We start from the raw sequence: 16,167 nt of genomic DNA, 5'->3' as shown, positions 1-16,167 counted from the left end.
TCGTATCAAAACAGTTCAATCTGAAGCGAAATAATAGACTAGGGAAGGAGAAATTTCAATGGAACGCAATAATCGTAAAGTTCTTGTTGGACGTGTTGTATCTGACAAAATGGACAAGACAATCACAGTTGTAGTTGAAACAAAACGTAACCACCCAGTCTATGGTAAACGTATTAACTACTCTAAAAAATACAAAGCTCATGATGAAAACAATGTTGCCAAAGAAGGCGATATCGTACGTATCATGGAAACTCGCCCGCTTTCAGCTACAAAACGTTTCCGTCTTGTAGAAGTTGTTGAAGAAGCGGTCATCATCTAATCAAACCTGAAAGGAGAAAACTGAAATGATTCAAACAGAAACTCGTTTGAAAGTCGCAGACAACAGCGGTGCTCGCGAAATCTTGACTATCAAAGTTCTTGGTGGTTCAGGACGTAAATTTGCAAACATCGGTGATGTTATCGTGGCATCTGTAAAACAAGCTACTCCTGGTGGTGCGGTTAAAAAAGGTGACGTTGTTAAAGCAGTTATCGTTCGTACTAAATCAGGTGCTCGTCGTGCTGATGGTTCATACATCAAATTTGACGAAAACGCAGCAGTTATCATCCGTGAAGACAAAACTCCTCGCGGAACACGTATCTTTGGCCCAGTTGCACGTGAATTGCGTGAAGGTGGCTTCATGAAGATCGTGTCACTTGCTCCAGAAGTACTTTAATTTTTAGAAACAAACTAGTCCCCTGGATTTACCTCCAGGGTGCCCTTATGGGCGTAAGAAAAATCAAGGAGAAACCTAATGTTTGTAAAAAAAGGCGACAAAGTTCGCGTAATCGCTGGTAAAGATAAGGGAACAGAAGCTGTTGTCCTTACTGCCCTTCCAAAAGTAAACAAAGTTATCGTTGAAGGTGTTAACATCGTTAAGAAACACCAACGTCCAACTAACGAACTTCCTCAAGGTGGTATCATCGAGAAAGAAGCAGCTATCCACGTATCAAACGTTCAAGTTTTGGACAAAAATGGTGTAGCTGGTCGTGTTGGTTACAAATTTGTAGACGGTAAAAAAGTTCGCTACAACAAAAAATCAGGCGAAGTGCTTGATTAATCACGAAGGAAAGGAGAAGTATAATGGCAAATCGTTTAAAAGAAAAATATCTTAATGAAGTAGTTCCTGCTTTGACAGAACAATTCAACTACTCATCAGTGATGGCTGTGCCTAAAGTAGATAAGATCGTTTTGAACATGGGTGTTGGTGAAGCTGTATCAAACGCTAAAAGCCTTGAAAAAGCTGCTGAAGAATTGGCACTTATCTCAGGTCAAAAACCACTTATCACTAAAGCTAAAAAATCAATCGCCGGCTTCCGTCTTCGTGAAGGTGTTGCGATCGGTGCAAAAGTTACCCTTCGTGGTGAACGTATGTACGAATTCTTGGATAAATTGGTTTCAGTTTCACTTCCACGTGTACGTGACTTCCACGGTGTTCCAACAAAATCATTTGATGGACGCGGAAACTACACACTTGGTGTGAAAGAACAATTGATTTTCCCAGAAATCAACTTCGATGACGTTGACAAAACTCGTGGTCTTGACATCGTTATCGTAACAACTGCTAACACTGACGAAGAGTCACGTGCATTGCTTACAGGCCTTGGAATGCCTTTTGCAAAATAATATAGGAGGTAAATCTAATGGCTAAAAAATCAATGATTGCTAAGAACAAACGTCCAGCGAAGTTCTCTACTCAAGCTTATACTCGTTGTGAAAAATGTGGTCGTCCACATTCAGTTTACCGCAAATTTAAACTTTGCCGTGTTTGCTTCCGTGAATTAGCTTACAAAGGACAAATTCCTGGTGTAACAAAAGCATCTTGGTAATTCTAGCTTTCAATCCCGTCGTGATTCGTCGTTATCTGCTTTTGCCTAACTCAAGTTATGCCTGCAAGCAGATGCCTAGACTCACTTAGGACTTGAAACCTAGAAATATATTCTGAGCCTAGCTCAATCATTAACTAGCAAGTGCAACTTGCAAACTACTAGTAAGAGGAGAAAAATAAAATGGTTATGACTGACCCAATCGCAGACTTCCTAACTCGTATTCGTAACGCTAACCAAGCTAAACACGAAGTACTTGAAGTACCTGCATCAAACATCAAAAAAGGGATTGCTGAAATCCTTAAACGCGAAGGTTTTGTAAAAAACGTTGAAATCATCGAAGATGACAAACAAGGCATCATCCGTGTATTCCTTAAATACGGACCAAACGGTGAAAAAGTTATCACTAACTTGAAACGTGTTTCTAAACCAGGACTTCGTGTCTACAAAAAACGTGAAGACCTTCCAAAAGTTCTTAACGGACTTGGAATTGCTATCCTTTCAACTTCTGAAGGTTTGCTTACTGATAAAGAAGCACGCCAAAAGAATGTTGGTGGAGAAGTTATCGCTTACGTTTGGTAATTGATGATGTGAGAGCGTTAAAAGAATGCAGTGAAAATAGGAAGTTTGTAGCAGGAGCGATGCTTCAAGACAAACTTATCTTTTTCACCAAATTCTTAGCTCGAACTCAAATCAAGATACAAAGCTCGTAAAGAACAAAGCAAAATTAGAAAGTTGGAGAAGTTTGTTTACAAACAAGCCAACTTATCTATTTTGCACAGTTCTTAGAGCGTGTTCAGTTCAGCTCTTGAACTAAATAAGTATCTGAACCCCGTGAAAACTGGCCGTTCTGGCCTGACAATTTAACAGGAGAAAATAAACATGTCACGTATTGGTAATAAAGTTATCGTGTTGCCTGCTGGTGTAGAAATCACTAACAATGACAACGTTGTAACTGTAAAAGGACCTAAAGGAGAACTTACTCGTGAGTTCTCAAAAGATATTGAAATCCGTGTGGAAGGTACTGAAGTAACTCTTCACCGTCCAAATGATTCAAAAGAAATGAAAACTATCCACGGAACTACTCGTGCCCTTTTGAACAACATGGTTGTTGGTGTATCAGAAGGATTCAAGAAAGAACTTGAAATGCGCGGGGTTGGTTACCGTGCACAACTTCAAGGATCTAAACTTGTTTTGGCTGTTGGTAAATCTCATCCAGACGAAGTTGAAGCTCCAGAAGGAATTACTTTTGAACTTCCAAACCCAACAACAATCGTTGTTAGCGGAATTTCAAAAGAAGTAGTTGGTCAAACAGCTGCTTACGTACGTAGCCTTCGTTCACCAGAACCATATAAAGGTAAAGGTATCCGTTACGTTGGTGAATTCGTTCGCCGTAAAGAAGGTAAAACAGGTAAATAATGTTGAGTGGTTGAGTCTCAACCACCAACCTATTTTCCAACTTTGTGCATAGCACACGATTTAAAACTAAAGAGGTGAAAACTGTGATTTCAAAACCAGATAAAAACAAACTCCGCCAAAAACGCCACCGTCGCGTTCGCGGAAAACTCTCTGGAACTGCTGATCGCCCACGTTTGAACGTATTCCGTTCTAATACAGGCATCTACGCTCAAGTGATTGATGACGTAGCGGGTGTAACGCTCGCAAGTGCTTCAACTCTTGACAAAGAAGTTTCAAAAGGAACTAAAACTGAACAAGCCGTTGCTGTCGGTAAACTCGTTGCAGAACGTGCAAACGCTAAAGGTATTTCAGAAGTGGTGTTCGACCGCGGTGGATATCTATATCACGGACGTGTGAAAGCTTTGGCTGATGCAGCTCGTGAAAACGGATTGAAATTCTAATAGGAGGACACTAGAAAATGGCATTTAAAGACAATGCAGTTGAATTAGAAGAACGCGTAGTTGCTGTCAACCGTGTTACAAAAGTTGTTAAAGGTGGACGTCGTCTTCGTTTCGCAGCTCTTGTTGTTGTTGGTGACCACAACGGTCGCGTAGGATTTGGTACTGGTAAAGCTCAAGAAGTTCCAGAAGCAATCCGTAAAGCAGTAGATGATGCTAAGAAAAACTTGATCGAAGTTCCTATGGTTGGAACAACAATCCCACACGAAGTTCTTTCAGAATTCGGTGGAGCTAAAGTATTGTTGAAACCTGCTGTAGAAGGTTCTGGAGTTGCCGCTGGTGGTGCAGTTCGTGCCGTTGTGGAATTGGCAGGTGTGGCAGATATTACATCTAAATCACTTGGTTCTAACACTCCAATCAACATTGTTCGTGCAACTGTTGAAGGTTTGAAACAATTGAAACGCGCTGAAGAAGTTGCTGCCCTTCGTGGTATTTCAGTTTCTGATTTGGCATAAGAAAGGGGATAAAATGGCTCAAATTAAAATTACTTTGACTAAGTCTCCAATCGGACGCATTCCATCACAACGTAAAACTGTTGTAGCACTTGGACTTGGCAAATTGAACAGCTCTGTTATTAAAGAAGATAACGCTGCTATCCGTGGTATGATCACTGCAGTATCTCACTTGGTAACAGTTGAAGAAGTAAACTAATGAATTTTTAGGGGATGTGCACTATACCATCCCCTAAAACTAGATATAGTCATCTATGATGACGTCGTATAGGCGAGTTGATGGGGGAGACAACCTTTTCTCCCTTATCGGCGCTAGCATTTTACAAAAGAGGAGAAAATAAAAATGAAACTTCATGAATTGAAACCTGCAGAAGGTTCTCGTAAAGTACGTAACCGCGTTGGTCGTGGTACTTCATCAGGTAACGGTAAAACATCTGGTCGTGGTCAAAAAGGTCAAAAAGCTCGTAGCGGTGGCGGAGTTCGCCTTGGTTTTGAAGGTGGACAAACTCCATTGTTCCGTCGTCTTCCAAAACGTGGATTCACTAACATCAACGCTAAAGAATACGCAATTGTGAACCTTGACCAATTGAACGTCTTTGAAGATGGTGCTGAAGTTACTCCAGTTGTTCTTATCGAAGCAGGAATTGTTAAAGCTGAAAAATCAGGTATTAAAATTCTTGGTAACGGTGAGTTGACTAAGAAATTGACTGTGAAAGCAGCTAAATTCTCTAAATCAGCTGAAGAAGCTATCACTGCTAAAGGTGGTTCAGTAGAAGTCATCTAAGAGAGGTGACCTATGTTTTTTAAATTATTAAGAGAAGCTCTTAAAGTCAAGCAGGTTCGATCAAAAATTTTATTCACAATTTTTATCGTTTTGGTCTTTCGTATCGGAACTAGCATTACAGTTCCTGGTGTGAATGCCAATAGCTTGAATGCTTTAAGTGGATTATCCTTCTTAAACATGTTGAGCTTGGTGTCAGGGAATGCCATGAAAAACTTCTCAGTTTTTGCTCTTGGTGTTAGCCCCTACATTACGGCCTCTATCGTTGTCCAACTCTTGCAAATGGATATTTTACCCAAATTTGTAGAGTGGGGTAAACAAGGGGAAGTAGGTCGAAGAAAATTAAATCAAGCTACTCGTTATATTGCTCTTGTTCTAGCCTTTGTGCAATCGATCGGGATTACAGCTGGTTTTAATACTTTGGCTGGAGCTCAATTGTTGAAAACAGCTCTTACTCCACAAGTCTTTATCATGATTGGTATCATCTTAACAGCTGGTAGTATGATTGTGACTTGGTTGGGAGAGCAAATTACAGATAAGGGATACGGAAATGGTGTTTCTATGATTATCTTTGCCGGGATTGTTGCCTCAATTCCAGAGATGATTCAGGGCATCTATGTGGACTACTTTGTGAACGTCCCAAGTAGCCGTATCAACTCATCCATCATTTTCGTAATCATTTTGATTATTACTGTATTGTTGATCATTTATTTTACAACTTATGTTCAACAAGCAGAATACAAAATTCCAATCCAATATACTAAGGTTGCACAAGGTGCTCCATCTAGCTCTTACCTTCCTTTGAAGGTAAACCCTGCTGGAGTTATCCCTGTTATCTTTGCAAGTTCGATTACTGCAGCGCCTGCGGCTATTCTTCAGTTTTTGAGTGCTACAGGTCATGATTGGGCTTGGGTAAGAACAGCACAAGAAATGCTGGCAACAACTTCACCAACTGGTATTGCTATGTATGCTTTATTGATTATTCTCTTTACATTCTTCTATACGTTTGTACAGATTAATCCTGAAAAAGCGGCAGAGAATCTACAAAAGAGCGGTGCCTATATCCACGGAGTTCGTCCTGGTAAAGGTACAGAAGAATATATGTCTAAACTTCTTCGTCGTCTTGCAACTGTTGGTTCTCTCTTCCTTGGTGTGATTTCTATTTTACCGATCGTAGCAAAAGATGTTTTCGGACTTTCAGAAGCAGTTGCTTTTGGAGGAACCAGTCTTTTGATCATTATCTCTACAGGTATTGAAGGAATCAAACAATTGGAAGGCTACCTATTGAAACGTAAGTATGTTGGTTTCATGGACAGAACAGAATAAAAGTAATTACTGAATCAGTAATTACTGAGGGAGTGGAGGTTTAACTCTAACATTTGTGAGAGTTTGGTCTCCCCTCTTCTATTTTGTTTTTAAATAGGGGTGAAAAGACTTTTTGCTTCTATTTAAAAATAAAATAAGGAGATCAAATCATGAATCTTTTGATTATGGGCTTACCTGGTGCAGGTAAGGGAACTCAAGCAGCAAAAATCGTAGAACAATTCCATGTTGCACATATCTCAACAGGTGATATGTTCCGCGCTGCAATGGCAAATCAAACTGAAATGGGTGTTCTTGCTAAGTCATACATTGACAAGGGTGAATTGGTTCCTGACGAAGTTACAAATGGAATCGTAAAAGAACGTCTTTCACAAGATGATATTAAAGAAACAGGATTCTTGTTGGATGGTTACCCACGTACAATCGAACAAGCTCATGCCTTGGACAAAACATTGGCTGAACTTGGCATCGAACTAGAAGGTGTTATCAACATAGAAGTGAATCCAGATAGCCTCTTGGAACGTTTGAGTGGTCGTATCATCCACCGCGTAACTGGAGAAACTTTCCACAAGGTCTTTAACCCACCAGTTGACTATAAAGAAGAAGATTACTACCAACGTGAAGATGATAAGCCTGAGACAGTCAAACGTCGTTTGGATGTGAATATTGCTCAAGGGGAACCAATCATTGCTCACTACCGTGCCAAAGGTTTGGTTCATGACATCGAAGGTAATCAAGATATCAATGATGTCTTCTCAGATATCGAAAAAGTATTGACAAATTTGAAATAAAGCGTTTTTCACACTTGCAAAAATCCGCTACAAATGTTATACTGAGATAGTCTGACTTATAATTGTTGTCTCTGTGTCTAGAGGCATCGAATCGAAATTTATGGAGGTGCTTTTGCGTGGCAAAAGACGATGTGATTGAAGTTGAAGGCAAAGTAGTTGATACAATGCCGAATGCAATGTTTACGGTTGAACTTGAAAATGGACATCAGATTTTAGCAACAGTTTCTGGTAAAATTCGTAAAAACTATATTCGTATTTTAGCGGGAGATCGTGTTACTGTCGAAATGAGTCCATATGACTTGACACGTGGACGTATCACTTACCGCTTTAAATAATCGAAAAACTTGGAGGGATAAGAAATGAAAGTAAGACCATCGGTCAAACCAATTTGCGAATACTGTAAAGTTATTCGTCGTAATGGTCGTGTTATGGTAATTTGCCCAGCAAATCCAAAACACAAACAACGTCAAGGATAAGATAGAAAGGAGAAAACATGGCTCGTATTGCTGGAGTTGACATTCCAAATGACAAACGCGTAGTAATCTCATTGACTTATGTTTATGGTATCGGACTTGCAACATCTAAGAAAATTTTGGCTGCTGCTGGAATCTCAGAAGATGTTCGTGTACGTGATCTTACATCAGATCAAGAAGATGCTATCCGTCGTGAAGTGGATGCAATCAAAGTTGAAGGTGACCTTCGTCGTGAAGTAAACTTGAACATCAAACGTTTGATGGAAATCGGTTCATACCGTGGTATCCGTCACCGTCGTGGACTTCCTGTCCGTGGACAAAACACTAAAAACAACGCTCGCACTCGTAAAGGTAAAGCTGTTGCGATTGCTGGTAAGAAAAAATAATATAGGAGGTAAAAGTCTTGGCTAAACCAACACGTAAACGTCGTGTGAAAAAGAATATCGAATCTGGTATTGCTCATATTCACGCTACATTTAATAACACTATTGTTATGATTACTGATGTGCATGGTAATGCAATTGCTTGGTCATCAGCTGGTGCTCTTGGTTTCAAAGGTTCTCGTAAATCTACACCATTCGCTGCTCAAATGGCTTCTGAAGCTGCTGCTAAATCTGCACAAGAACACGGTCTTAAATCAGTTGAAGTTACTGTAAAAGGTCCAGGTTCTGGTCGTGAGTCAGCTATTCGTGCGCTTGCTGCCGCTGGTCTTGAAGTAACAGCAATTCGTGATGTGACTCCAGTGCCACACAATGGTGCTCGTCCTCCAAAACGTCGCCGTGTATAATCATCGCATTACACTGCTTTTCGTTTAAGAGGGAGTAACTAAATGATCGAGTTTGAAAAACCAAATATAACAAAAATTGATGAAAATAAAGATTATGGCAAGTTTGTAATCGAACCACTTGAACGTGGCTACGGTACAACTCTTGGTAACTCTCTTCGTCGTGTACTTCTAGCTTCTCTACCAGGAGCAGCTGTGACATCTATCAATATTGATGGTGTGTTACATGAGTTTGACACAGTTCCAGGTGTTCGTGAAGACGTGATGCAAATCATTCTGAACATTAAAGGAATTGCAGTGAAATCGTACGTTGAAGACGAAAAAATCATCGAACTGGATGTTGAAGGTCCTGCTGAGGTAACAGCTGGTGACATTTTGACAGATAGCGATATTGAAATTGTAAATCCAGATCATTATCTCTTTACAATCGGTGAAGGTTCTTCCCTAAAAGCGACTATGACTGTTAACAGTGGTCGTGGATATGTACCTGCTGATGAAAATAAAAAAGATAATGCACCAGTTGGAACACTTGCTGTAGATTCTATTTATACACCAGTTACAAAAGTCAACTATCAAGTGGAACCTGCTCGTGTAGGTAGCAATGATGGATTTGACAAATTAACCCTTGAAATCTTGACAAATGGAACAATTATTCCAGAAGATGCTTTAGGGCTTTCAGCACGTATTTTGACAGAACATCTTGATTTGTTTACAAATCTTACTGAGATTGCTAAGTCAACTGAAGTGATGAAAGAAGCTGATACTGAATCTGACGACCGTATTTTGGATCGTACGATTGAGGAACTGGACTTGTCTGTGCGTTCATACAACTGTTTGAAACGTGCCGGTATCAATACTGTGCATGATTTGACAGAAAAATCTGAAGCAGAGATGATGAAAGTACGAAATCTTGGACGCAAGAGTTTGGAAGAAGTGAAACTCAAACTCATTGATTTGGGTCTTGGATTAAAAGATAAATAAAGGAGGAATAAATGGCTTACCGTAAACTAGGACGCACTAGCTCACAACGTAAAGCAATGCTTCGCGATTTGACAACTGACCTTTTGATCAACGAATCAATCGTGACAACTGAAGCTCGTGCTAAAGAAATCCGTAAAACTGTTGAAAAAATGATTACTCTAGGTAAACGTGGTGATTTGCATGCACGTCGTCAAGCAGCTGCTTTCGTACGTAATGAAATCGCATCTGAAAACTATGATGAAGCAACTGATAAGTACACTTCTACTACAGCACTTCAAAAATTGTTCTCAGAAATTGCACCTCGTTATGCTGAACGTAACGGTGGATACACTCGTATCCTTAAAACTGAACCACGTCGTGGTGATGCAGCGCCAATGGCGATCATCGAATTAGTATAAAATCATCAATTTTGTTGAGTGTTATGATGATGGAGTCTTGTGCTCTTAGTCTAGCTCTGGTCTACCGCTAGGATTTCGGTCCTAGCGGGAACACTCATCATAAGTTGGGATAGTAGACGCTTGTTTACGAAATTGTTTTTTTCTTAAGAACAACTTCGTAAGCAGGCGTTTTTGAGTATTTTAGTTAGAATTATGCTATACTATTTGAAAAGAATCCTGTTTAATGTTCAGGTTTCCTATTAAAAGAAGAATTGGAGTTTGCTTATGAAAGCGATTATAACTGTTGTTGGTAAAGATAAATCTGGAATTGTTGCAGGTGTTTCTGGTAAAATAGCAGAATTGGGTTTGAATATTGATGATATCTCTCAAACTGTCTTGGATGAATATTTCACGATGATGGCTGTCGTCTCTAGTGATGAAAAGCAAGATTTTACACGTCTTCGTAATGAATTTGAAGCTTTTGGGCAAATTTTGAATGTGAAAATCAACATTCAGAGTGCAGCGATTTTCGAAGCTATGTATAATATCTAGGAGGTTATCATGGATATTAGACAAGTTACTGAAACCATCTCCATGATTGAGGAGCAAAACTTCGATATCAGAACTATTACCATGGGGATTTCCCTATTGGACTGTATCGATCCGGATATCAATCGTGCTGCGGAGAAAATTTATCAAAAGATTAGGACCAAGGCAGCTAATTTAGTGGCTGTTGGCGATGAAATTGCGGCTGAGTTGGGGATTCCAATCGTTAATAAGCGTGTATCGGTGACTCCTATTTCTCTGATTGGGGCGGCGACAGATGCGACAGACTATGTGGTTCTGGCAAAAGCACTTGATAAGGCTGCGAAAGAGATTGGTGTGGACTTTATTGGTGGTTTTTCAGCCTTGGTACAAAAGGGTTATCAAAAGGGAGATGAGATTCTTATCAATTCTATTCCTCGTGCTTTGGCTGAAACGGATAAGGTCTGCTCGTCAGTCAATATAGGCTCAACCAAGTCTGGTATCAATATGACGGCTGTCGCAGATATGGGACGAGTTATCAAGGAAACGGCAACTCTATCTGATATGGGGGCAGCTAAGTTGGTTGTATTCGCTAATGCTGTTGAGGACAATCCATTTATGGCGGGTGCCTTCCATGGTGTTGGGGAGGCAGATGTTATCATCAATGTCGGAGTTTCTGGTCCTGGTGTGGTGAAACGTGCCTTGGAAAAAGTTCGTGGACAGAGCTTTGATGTAGTAGCAGAAACAGTCAAGAAAACTGCCTTTAAAATCACTCGTATCGGTCAATTGGTTGGTCAAATGGCCAGTGAGAGACTGGGTGTGGAGTTTGGTATTGTGGACTTGAGTTTGGCACCAACACCTGCAGTTGGAGACTCTGTGGCACGTGTCCTTGAGGAAATGGGGCTAGAGACAGTTGGTACGCATGGAACGACGGCTGCCTTGGCTCTCTTGAACGACCAAGTTAAGAAGGGCGGAGTTATGGCTTGCAACCAAGTTGGTGGTTTGTCTGGTGCCTTTATCCCTGTTTCAGAGGATGAAGGAATGATTGCTGCAGTGCAAAATGGCTCTCTTAATTTGGAAAAACTAGAAGCTATGACGGCTATCTGTTCCGTTGGTTTGGATATGATTGCCATCCCAGAAGATACTCCTGCTGAAACCATTGCAGCTATGATTGCGGATGAGGCTGCAATTGGTGTCATTAACATGAAGACAACGGCTGTTCGTATCATTCCAAAAGGAAAAGAAGGAGATATGATTGAGTTTGGTGGCCTATTAGGAACTGCACCTGTTATGAAAGTCAATGGGGCTTCGTCTGTCGATTTCATTTCTCGTGGGGGACAAATCCCAGCACCAATTCATAGTTTTAAAAATTAAGAAAATAGGAGAAATTTTAAGTTCTATTTAAGGTTGGATGTGTATACTATAATCATTAAATAAAGACCTCCTAATATTATTTGAAACAGATAACACTGATTTAGTTTGAATTTGATTTTCATCTAATATCTTTATTTAATAGAACTCCTAAACTTTTTCATAATAATCTCCTGCAAAAGTCACCTGTCTGGGTGGCTTTTGTTTTATCATCCATGATATAATAGAAGCAAACGGAGGACGGAAAATGGTAAAAGTACGATTGTATTTGGTACGTCATGGCAAGACTATGTTTAACACGATTGGTCGCGCGCAAGGTTGGAGCGATACTCCTTTAACTGCTGAAGGTGAACGAGGAATTCAAGAATTAGGAATCGGTTTGCGAGAATCTGGTTTGCAGTTTGAACGCGCTTATTCCAGTGATTCAGGGCGCACCATTCAGACGATGGGAATCATTCTTGATGAACTTGGCTTGCAGGGGAAAATCCCTTATCGCATGGACAAGCGTATCAGAGAATGGTGTTTCGGTAGTTTTGACGGGGCTTATGATGGTGATCTTTTTATGGGCATTATTCCTCGTATCTTTAATGTGGACCACGTTCACCAATTGTCTTATGCTGAACTGGCTGAGGGCTTGGTAGAGGTCGATACAGCTGGTTGGGCTGAAGGTTGGGAAAAACTCAGTGGCCGAATCAAGGAAGGCTTTGAAGTGATTGCTAAAGAAATGGAAGAGAAAGGTGGGGGCAATGCCCTCGTTGTCAGCCACGGAATGACCATTGGAACCATTGTTTATCTGATCAATGGCATGCATCCGCATGGTCTCGATAATGGTAGCGTGACGATTCTTGAATATGAGGACGGCCAGTTTAGCGTTGAGGTTGTTGGTGACCGTAGTTACCGAGAACTAGGACGTGAGAAGATAGAAGAGATAAACAATCTATAGAAGTTAGCTCCAAATGGGGGCTAATTTTTTATACTGTTATATAAGCTGGATTTGTGATTCGGTCTTTCTTGTCATCCAAGTCCAAAAGAACATTTCTCATATTTCAAATTCCCTCAAAAATGGTATAATAGTAACATCACAAAATTGGAGAGAGACCATGAGTTTTTACAATCATAAAGAAATTGAGCCTAAGTGGCAGGGCTACTGGGCAGAACATCATACATTTAAGACTGGAACAGATGCATCAAAACCGAAGTTTTATGCTCTCGATATGTTCCCTTATCCGTCTGGAGCGGGTCTGCACGTAGGACACCCAGAAGGTTATACCGCAACGGATATCCTCAGCCGTTACAAACGTGCGCAAGGCTACAATGTTCTTCACCCAATGGGCTGGGATGCTTTTGGTTTGCCTGCAGAGCAATACGCTATGGATACGGGGAATGACCCAGCAGAATTTACAGCTGAAAACATTGCCAACTTCAAACGTCAAATCAATGCGCTTGGATTTTCTTATGACTGGGATCGTGAAGTCAATACAACAGACCCAAACTACTACAAGTGGACTCAGTGGATTTTTACTAAGCTTTACGAAAAGGGCTTGGCCTATGAAGCGGAAGTGCCAGTAAACTGGGTTGAAGAGTTGGGAACAGCCATCGCCAACGAAGAAGTCCTTCCTGACGGAACTTCTGAGCGTGGAGGCTATCCCGTTGTTCGCAAACCGATGCGCCAATGGATGCTCAAAATCACTGCCTATGCGGAGCGCTTGCTTAACGACTTGGATGAGTTGGATTGGCCAGAATCTATCAAGGACATGCAACGCAACTGGATTGGTAAATCAACTGGTGCCAATGTAATCTTCAAAGTTAAGGGAACAGACAAGGAATTCACCGTCTTTACCACTCGTCCTGACACCCTTTTCGGTGCTACTTTCACTGTATTGGCTCCTGAGCATGACTTGGTTAACGCTATCACAAGCCCAGAGCAAGCAGAAGCAGTTGCAGACTATAAACACCAAGCTAGTCTGAAATCAGACTTGGCTCGTACAGACCTTGCCAAGGAAAAAACAGGAGTTTGGACCGGTGCTTATGCCATCAACCCTGTCAACGGCAAGGAAATTCCAATCTGGATTGCGGACTATGTTCTTGCTAGTTATGGAACAGGTGCGGTAATGGCTGTACCTGCTCATGATCAACGCGACTGGGAATTTGCTAAACAGTTTGACCTTCCAATCGTAGAAGTACTTGAAGGTGGAAACGTAGCAGAAGCTGCCTACACAGAAGATGGACTTCATGTCAATTCAGACTTCCTAGATGGATTGAACAAAGAAGCTGCTATTGCTAAGATTGTGGCTTGGTTGGAAGAAAAAGGATTTGGTCAGGAGAAAGTTACCTACCGTCTCCGTGACTGGCTCTTTAGCCGTCAACGTTACTGGGGTGAACCAATTCCAATCATTCATTGGGAAGATGGAACTTCAACAGCTGTCCCTGAAAATGAATTGCCACTTGTCTTGCCTGTAACCAAGGACATTCGCCCTTCAGGTACAGGGGAAAGTCCATTGGCTAACTTGACAGACTGGCTTGAAGTGACTCGTGAAGATGGTGTTAAAGGTCGTCGTGAAACTAATACCATGCCACAATGGGCAGGTTCAAGCTGGTACTATCTCCGCTATATTGACCCGCACAATACTGAGAAATTGGCCGATGAGGATCTTCTCAAACAATGGTTGCCAGTAGATATCTATGTGGGTGGTGCAGAGCATGCCGTTCTTCACTTGCTCTACGCTCGCTTCTGGCACAAATTCCTCTATGACCTCGGTGTCGTTCCAACTAAGGAGCCATTCCAAAAACTCTTTAACCAAGGGATGATTTTGGGAACCAGCTATCGTGACCACCGTGGGGCTCTTGTGGCAACTGACAAGGTTGAAAAACGTGACGGTTCTTTCTTCCATGTAGAAACAGGGGAAGAGTTGGAGCAAGCACCAGCTAAGATGTCTAAATCGCTTAAGAACGTTGTTAACCCAGACGATGTGGTGGAACAATACGGTGCCGACACCCTTCGTGTCTATGAAATGTTCATGGGGCCACTTGATGCGTCAATTGCTTGGTCAGAAGAAGGTCTGGAAGGAAGCCGTAAGTTCCTTGACCGTGTTTACCGTTTGATTACAAGTAAAGAAATCGCTGCGGAAAACAATGGTGCTCTTGACAAGGTCTACAATGAAACAGTCAAATCTGTCACTGAGCAAATCGAGTCTATGAAATTCAACACAGCCATTGCCCAACTTATGGTCTTTGTCAACGCTGCTAACAAGGAAGACAAGCTCTATGTGGACTACGCTAAAGGCTTTATCCAATTGATTGCCCCATTTGCACCTCACTTGGCAGAAGAACTTTGGCAAACTGTTGCAGCAACAGGTGAGTCAATCTCTTACGTGGCTTGGCCAACATGGGACGAAAGCAAATTGGTTGAAGACGAAATCGAAATCGTCGTCCAAATCAAAGGAAAAGTCCGTGCCAAACTCATGGTCGTTAAAGACCTCTCACGCGAAGAATTACAAGAAAGTGCTCTCGCTGATGAAAAAGTCAAAGCAGAAATTGATGGTAAGGAAATCGTGAAAGTGATTAGTGTACCAAATAAATTGGTTAATATCGTTGTGAAATAACCAATTTATTTGCTGATTTCCAACCTCAAACAGTTTCCCAAACTGTTTGAGCCAACTAAACTCGTTAATATCGTTGTGAAATAAGATAGGAATCCTTCAGAGTAGAATCTGGAGGATTTTTTGAATCTTCTTATGAAAGTATGATATACTATGGGCAACTATAAAGTTTGAAAAGCGAAACAAGGAGAAAGCTATGCCAGTAAATGAATATGGTCAGATGATTGGTGAGTCAATGGAAGGTTATACACATGGTGAATTGCCTGCTATTGATCTCTTAGAAGGGCGTTATGCTCGGGTAGAGGCTCTTTCGGTGGAAAAAGCATGCGGAGGATTTATTAGCTGTTTATGGTCCAGATACTCCGCGGGAGATGTGGACCTACCTCTTTCAGGAGTCAGTGGCAGATATGGAGGAGCTGGTTAGCCTTTTAAATCAGATGTTGGCTCGTAAGGATCGCTTTTACTATGCGATTGTAGACAAGGCAACTGGTAAGGCTTTGGGAACATTTTCTCTCATGCGCATTGACCAGAATAACCGAGTGATAGAAGTGGGAGCAGTCACTTTTTCTCTAGAACTCAGGGGAACACGAATAGGGACAGAAGCTCAGTATCTCTTGGCTCGCTATGTTTTTGAAGAACTTCACTATCGTCGCTACGAATGGAAATGTGATTCTCTTAATCTGCCATCCAGACGAGCTGCGGAGCGTTTGGGATTTGTCTATGAAGGAACCTTTCGTCAGGCAGTCGTTTATAAGGGGCGTACGAGGGATACGGCTTGGTTGTATATGATTGATAAGGACTGGCCCCAAGTTAAAGCTCGATTGGAAGCATGGTTGGCTCCTGAAAATTTTGATAAAAATGGACAACAGTACAAGAGCTTGAGAGAGTTTTAAGAGGTGTTGACATGATCACTATTAAAAAGCAAGAATTT

Annotated in this window: 23 protein-coding genes and 1 pseudogene; all 24 read left to right on the top strand. The window is 41.3% G+C overall.

Translation table 11 applies throughout. The features are described from left to right. Positions 1-58: 58 nt before the first annotated feature. Positions 59-319, top strand: a complete 261-nt coding sequence (gene rpsQ / locus HMPREF2613_RS08695) for a 30S ribosomal protein S17 (protein ID WP_000440801.1) — start codon at positions 59-61, stop codon at positions 317-319. 25 nt (positions 320-344) lie between these two features. After that, the gene (gene rplN, locus HMPREF2613_RS08690) at positions 345-713 is read left to right on the top strand and encodes a 50S ribosomal protein L14 (RefSeq protein WP_000616545.1); all 369 of its coding nucleotides are present in this window, start codon (positions 345-347) and stop codon (positions 711-713) included. A 78-nt stretch (positions 714-791) separates the two neighbouring features. Then, the gene (gene rplX, locus HMPREF2613_RS08685) at positions 792-1,097 is read left to right on the top strand and encodes a 50S ribosomal protein L24 (protein ID WP_000497691.1); all 306 of its coding nucleotides are present in this window, start codon (positions 792-794) and stop codon (positions 1,095-1,097) included. 23 nt (positions 1,098-1,120) lie between these two features. Next, a complete protein-coding gene (rplE, locus tag HMPREF2613_RS08680; RefSeq protein ID WP_000013542.1) occupies positions 1,121-1,663 on the top strand; it encodes a 50S ribosomal protein L5 in 543 nt (180 codons plus the stop codon). 17 nt (positions 1,664-1,680) lie between these two features. Next, positions 1,681-1,866 carry a type Z 30S ribosomal protein S14 gene (locus HMPREF2613_RS08675; protein ID WP_001085697.1) on the top strand — a complete coding sequence of 62 codons (186 nt, stop codon included), beginning with the start codon at positions 1,681-1,683 and terminating at the stop codon, positions 1,864-1,866. A 180-nt stretch (positions 1,867-2,046) separates the two neighbouring features. Further along, on the top strand, positions 2,047-2,445 hold the full coding sequence (gene rpsH / locus HMPREF2613_RS08670) for a 30S ribosomal protein S8 (RefSeq protein WP_000245504.1): 399 nt from the start codon (positions 2,047-2,049) through the stop codon (positions 2,443-2,445). A gap of 300 nt (positions 2,446-2,745) precedes the next feature. Beyond that, the gene (rplF, locus tag HMPREF2613_RS08665) at positions 2,746-3,282 is read left to right on the top strand and encodes a 50S ribosomal protein L6 (RefSeq protein ID WP_000086626.1); all 537 of its coding nucleotides are present in this window, start codon (positions 2,746-2,748) and stop codon (positions 3,280-3,282) included. 83 nt (positions 3,283-3,365) lie between these two features. Next, positions 3,366-3,722, top strand: coding sequence for a 50S ribosomal protein L18 (rplR, locus tag HMPREF2613_RS08660; protein ID WP_000624044.1), 357 nt, complete (start codon positions 3,366-3,368; stop codon positions 3,720-3,722). A gap of 17 nt (positions 3,723-3,739) precedes the next feature. Next, entirely contained in the window at positions 3,740-4,234 is a 495-nt protein-coding gene (gene rpsE / locus HMPREF2613_RS08655) for a 30S ribosomal protein S5 (protein ID WP_000874202.1), read from the top strand. Between the two features lie 13 nt (positions 4,235-4,247). Next, complete coding sequence (gene rpmD, locus HMPREF2613_RS08650) at positions 4,248-4,430, top strand: 50S ribosomal protein L30 (RefSeq protein WP_000057241.1); 183 nt, start codon at positions 4,248-4,250, stop codon at positions 4,428-4,430. 144 nt (positions 4,431-4,574) lie between these two features. Next, a complete protein-coding gene (gene rplO / locus HMPREF2613_RS08645; RefSeq protein ID WP_000766087.1) occupies positions 4,575-5,015 on the top strand; it encodes a 50S ribosomal protein L15 in 441 nt (146 codons plus the stop codon). A gap of 12 nt (positions 5,016-5,027) precedes the next feature. Continuing rightward, entirely contained in the window at positions 5,028-6,338 is a 1,311-nt protein-coding gene (secY, locus tag HMPREF2613_RS08640; protein WP_000465403.1) for a preprotein translocase subunit SecY, read from the top strand. A gap of 149 nt (positions 6,339-6,487) precedes the next feature. Next, positions 6,488-7,126, top strand: a complete 639-nt coding sequence (locus HMPREF2613_RS08635; protein ID WP_001050436.1) for an adenylate kinase — start codon at positions 6,488-6,490, stop codon at positions 7,124-7,126. 116 nt (positions 7,127-7,242) lie between these two features. Continuing rightward, complete coding sequence (infA, locus tag HMPREF2613_RS08630; protein ID WP_001029883.1) at positions 7,243-7,461, top strand: translation initiation factor IF-1; 219 nt, start codon at positions 7,243-7,245, stop codon at positions 7,459-7,461. A 24-nt stretch (positions 7,462-7,485) separates the two neighbouring features. Then, a complete protein-coding gene (rpmJ, locus tag HMPREF2613_RS08625) occupies positions 7,486-7,602 on the top strand; it encodes a 50S ribosomal protein L36 (protein WP_001808836.1) in 117 nt (38 codons plus the stop codon). A 17-nt stretch (positions 7,603-7,619) separates the two neighbouring features. After that, complete coding sequence (gene rpsM, locus HMPREF2613_RS08620) at positions 7,620-7,985, top strand: 30S ribosomal protein S13 (RefSeq protein ID WP_000090781.1); 366 nt, start codon at positions 7,620-7,622, stop codon at positions 7,983-7,985. 17 nt (positions 7,986-8,002) lie between these two features. After that, positions 8,003-8,386 (top strand): 30S ribosomal protein S11, encoded by a 384-nt coding sequence (gene rpsK / locus HMPREF2613_RS08615; RefSeq protein ID WP_001118385.1) that lies wholly within the window; start codon positions 8,003-8,005, stop codon positions 8,384-8,386. A gap of 42 nt (positions 8,387-8,428) precedes the next feature. Then, positions 8,429-9,364 (top strand): DNA-directed RNA polymerase subunit alpha, encoded by a 936-nt coding sequence (locus HMPREF2613_RS08610; RefSeq protein WP_000568988.1) that lies wholly within the window; start codon positions 8,429-8,431, stop codon positions 9,362-9,364. A gap of 11 nt (positions 9,365-9,375) precedes the next feature. After that, positions 9,376-9,762: a 50S ribosomal protein L17 gene (gene rplQ / locus HMPREF2613_RS08605; protein ID WP_000331493.1), complete on the top strand. Its 387-nt coding sequence runs from the start codon at positions 9,376-9,378 to the stop codon at positions 9,760-9,762. A gap of 264 nt (positions 9,763-10,026) precedes the next feature. Beyond that, the gene (locus HMPREF2613_RS08600; RefSeq protein WP_000644120.1) at positions 10,027-10,293 is read left to right on the top strand and encodes an ACT domain-containing protein; all 267 of its coding nucleotides are present in this window, start codon (positions 10,027-10,029) and stop codon (positions 10,291-10,293) included. 9 nt (positions 10,294-10,302) lie between these two features. Then, positions 10,303-11,640, top strand: a complete 1,338-nt coding sequence (locus HMPREF2613_RS08595; RefSeq protein WP_000354926.1) for a PFL family protein — start codon at positions 10,303-10,305, stop codon at positions 11,638-11,640. Positions 11,641-11,884: 244 nt separating this feature from the next. Beyond that, positions 11,885-12,580 (top strand): histidine phosphatase family protein, encoded by a 696-nt coding sequence (locus HMPREF2613_RS08590; protein ID WP_070480049.1) that lies wholly within the window; start codon positions 11,885-11,887, stop codon positions 12,578-12,580. A 157-nt stretch (positions 12,581-12,737) separates the two neighbouring features. After that, the gene (leuS, locus tag HMPREF2613_RS08585) at positions 12,738-15,239 is read left to right on the top strand and encodes a leucine--tRNA ligase (protein ID WP_070480048.1); all 2,502 of its coding nucleotides are present in this window, start codon (positions 12,738-12,740) and stop codon (positions 15,237-15,239) included. A gap of 193 nt (positions 15,240-15,432) precedes the next feature. After that, positions 15,433-16,129: pseudogene (locus tag HMPREF2613_RS08580) on the top strand (GNAT family N-acetyltransferase). Positions 16,130-16,167: the final 38 nt, after the last annotated feature.

Origin of the sequence: Streptococcus sp. HMSC070B10, assembly GCF_001808665.1 — a bacterium.
Classification (GTDB): Bacteria; Bacillota; Bacilli; order Lactobacillales; family Streptococcaceae; genus Streptococcus.
This window is presented reverse-complemented; position numbering and strand designations above follow the sequence as displayed.

Coding starts and splice junctions, on each gene's coding strand:
- leuS (WP_070480048.1), top strand. CDS start 12,738: ATGAGTTTTTACAATCATAAAGAAATTGAGCCTAAGTGGCAGGGCTAC.
- HMPREF2613_RS08600 (WP_000644120.1), top strand. CDS start 10,027: ATGAAAGCGATTATAACTGTTGTTGGTAAAGATAAATCTGGAATTGTT.
- HMPREF2613_RS08590 (WP_070480049.1), top strand. CDS start 11,885: ATGGTAAAAGTACGATTGTATTTGGTACGTCATGGCAAGACTATGTTT.
- rpmD (WP_000057241.1), top strand. CDS start 4,248: ATGGCTCAAATTAAAATTACTTTGACTAAGTCTCCAATCGGACGCATT.
- rpsQ (WP_000440801.1), top strand. CDS start 59: ATGGAACGCAATAATCGTAAAGTTCTTGTTGGACGTGTTGTATCTGAC.
- rplX (WP_000497691.1), top strand. CDS start 792: ATGTTTGTAAAAAAAGGCGACAAAGTTCGCGTAATCGCTGGTAAAGAT.
- rplO (WP_000766087.1), top strand. CDS start 4,575: ATGAAACTTCATGAATTGAAACCTGCAGAAGGTTCTCGTAAAGTACGT.
- HMPREF2613_RS08595 (WP_000354926.1), top strand. CDS start 10,303: ATGGATATTAGACAAGTTACTGAAACCATCTCCATGATTGAGGAGCAA.
- rplN (WP_000616545.1), top strand. CDS start 345: ATGATTCAAACAGAAACTCGTTTGAAAGTCGCAGACAACAGCGGTGCT.
- HMPREF2613_RS08635 (WP_001050436.1), top strand. CDS start 6,488: ATGAATCTTTTGATTATGGGCTTACCTGGTGCAGGTAAGGGAACTCAA.
- HMPREF2613_RS08610 (WP_000568988.1), top strand. CDS start 8,429: ATGATCGAGTTTGAAAAACCAAATATAACAAAAATTGATGAAAATAAA.
- rplE (WP_000013542.1), top strand. CDS start 1,121: ATGGCAAATCGTTTAAAAGAAAAATATCTTAATGAAGTAGTTCCTGCT.
- secY (WP_000465403.1), top strand. CDS start 5,028: ATGTTTTTTAAATTATTAAGAGAAGCTCTTAAAGTCAAGCAGGTTCGA.
- rplF (WP_000086626.1), top strand. CDS start 2,746: ATGTCACGTATTGGTAATAAAGTTATCGTGTTGCCTGCTGGTGTAGAA.
- rpsE (WP_000874202.1), top strand. CDS start 3,740: ATGGCATTTAAAGACAATGCAGTTGAATTAGAAGAACGCGTAGTTGCT.
- rpsH (WP_000245504.1), top strand. CDS start 2,047: ATGGTTATGACTGACCCAATCGCAGACTTCCTAACTCGTATTCGTAAC.
- HMPREF2613_RS08675 (WP_001085697.1), top strand. CDS start 1,681: ATGGCTAAAAAATCAATGATTGCTAAGAACAAACGTCCAGCGAAGTTC.
- rplQ (WP_000331493.1), top strand. CDS start 9,376: ATGGCTTACCGTAAACTAGGACGCACTAGCTCACAACGTAAAGCAATG.
- rpsM (WP_000090781.1), top strand. CDS start 7,620: ATGGCTCGTATTGCTGGAGTTGACATTCCAAATGACAAACGCGTAGTA.
- rpmJ (WP_001808836.1), top strand. CDS start 7,486: ATGAAAGTAAGACCATCGGTCAAACCAATTTGCGAATACTGTAAAGTT.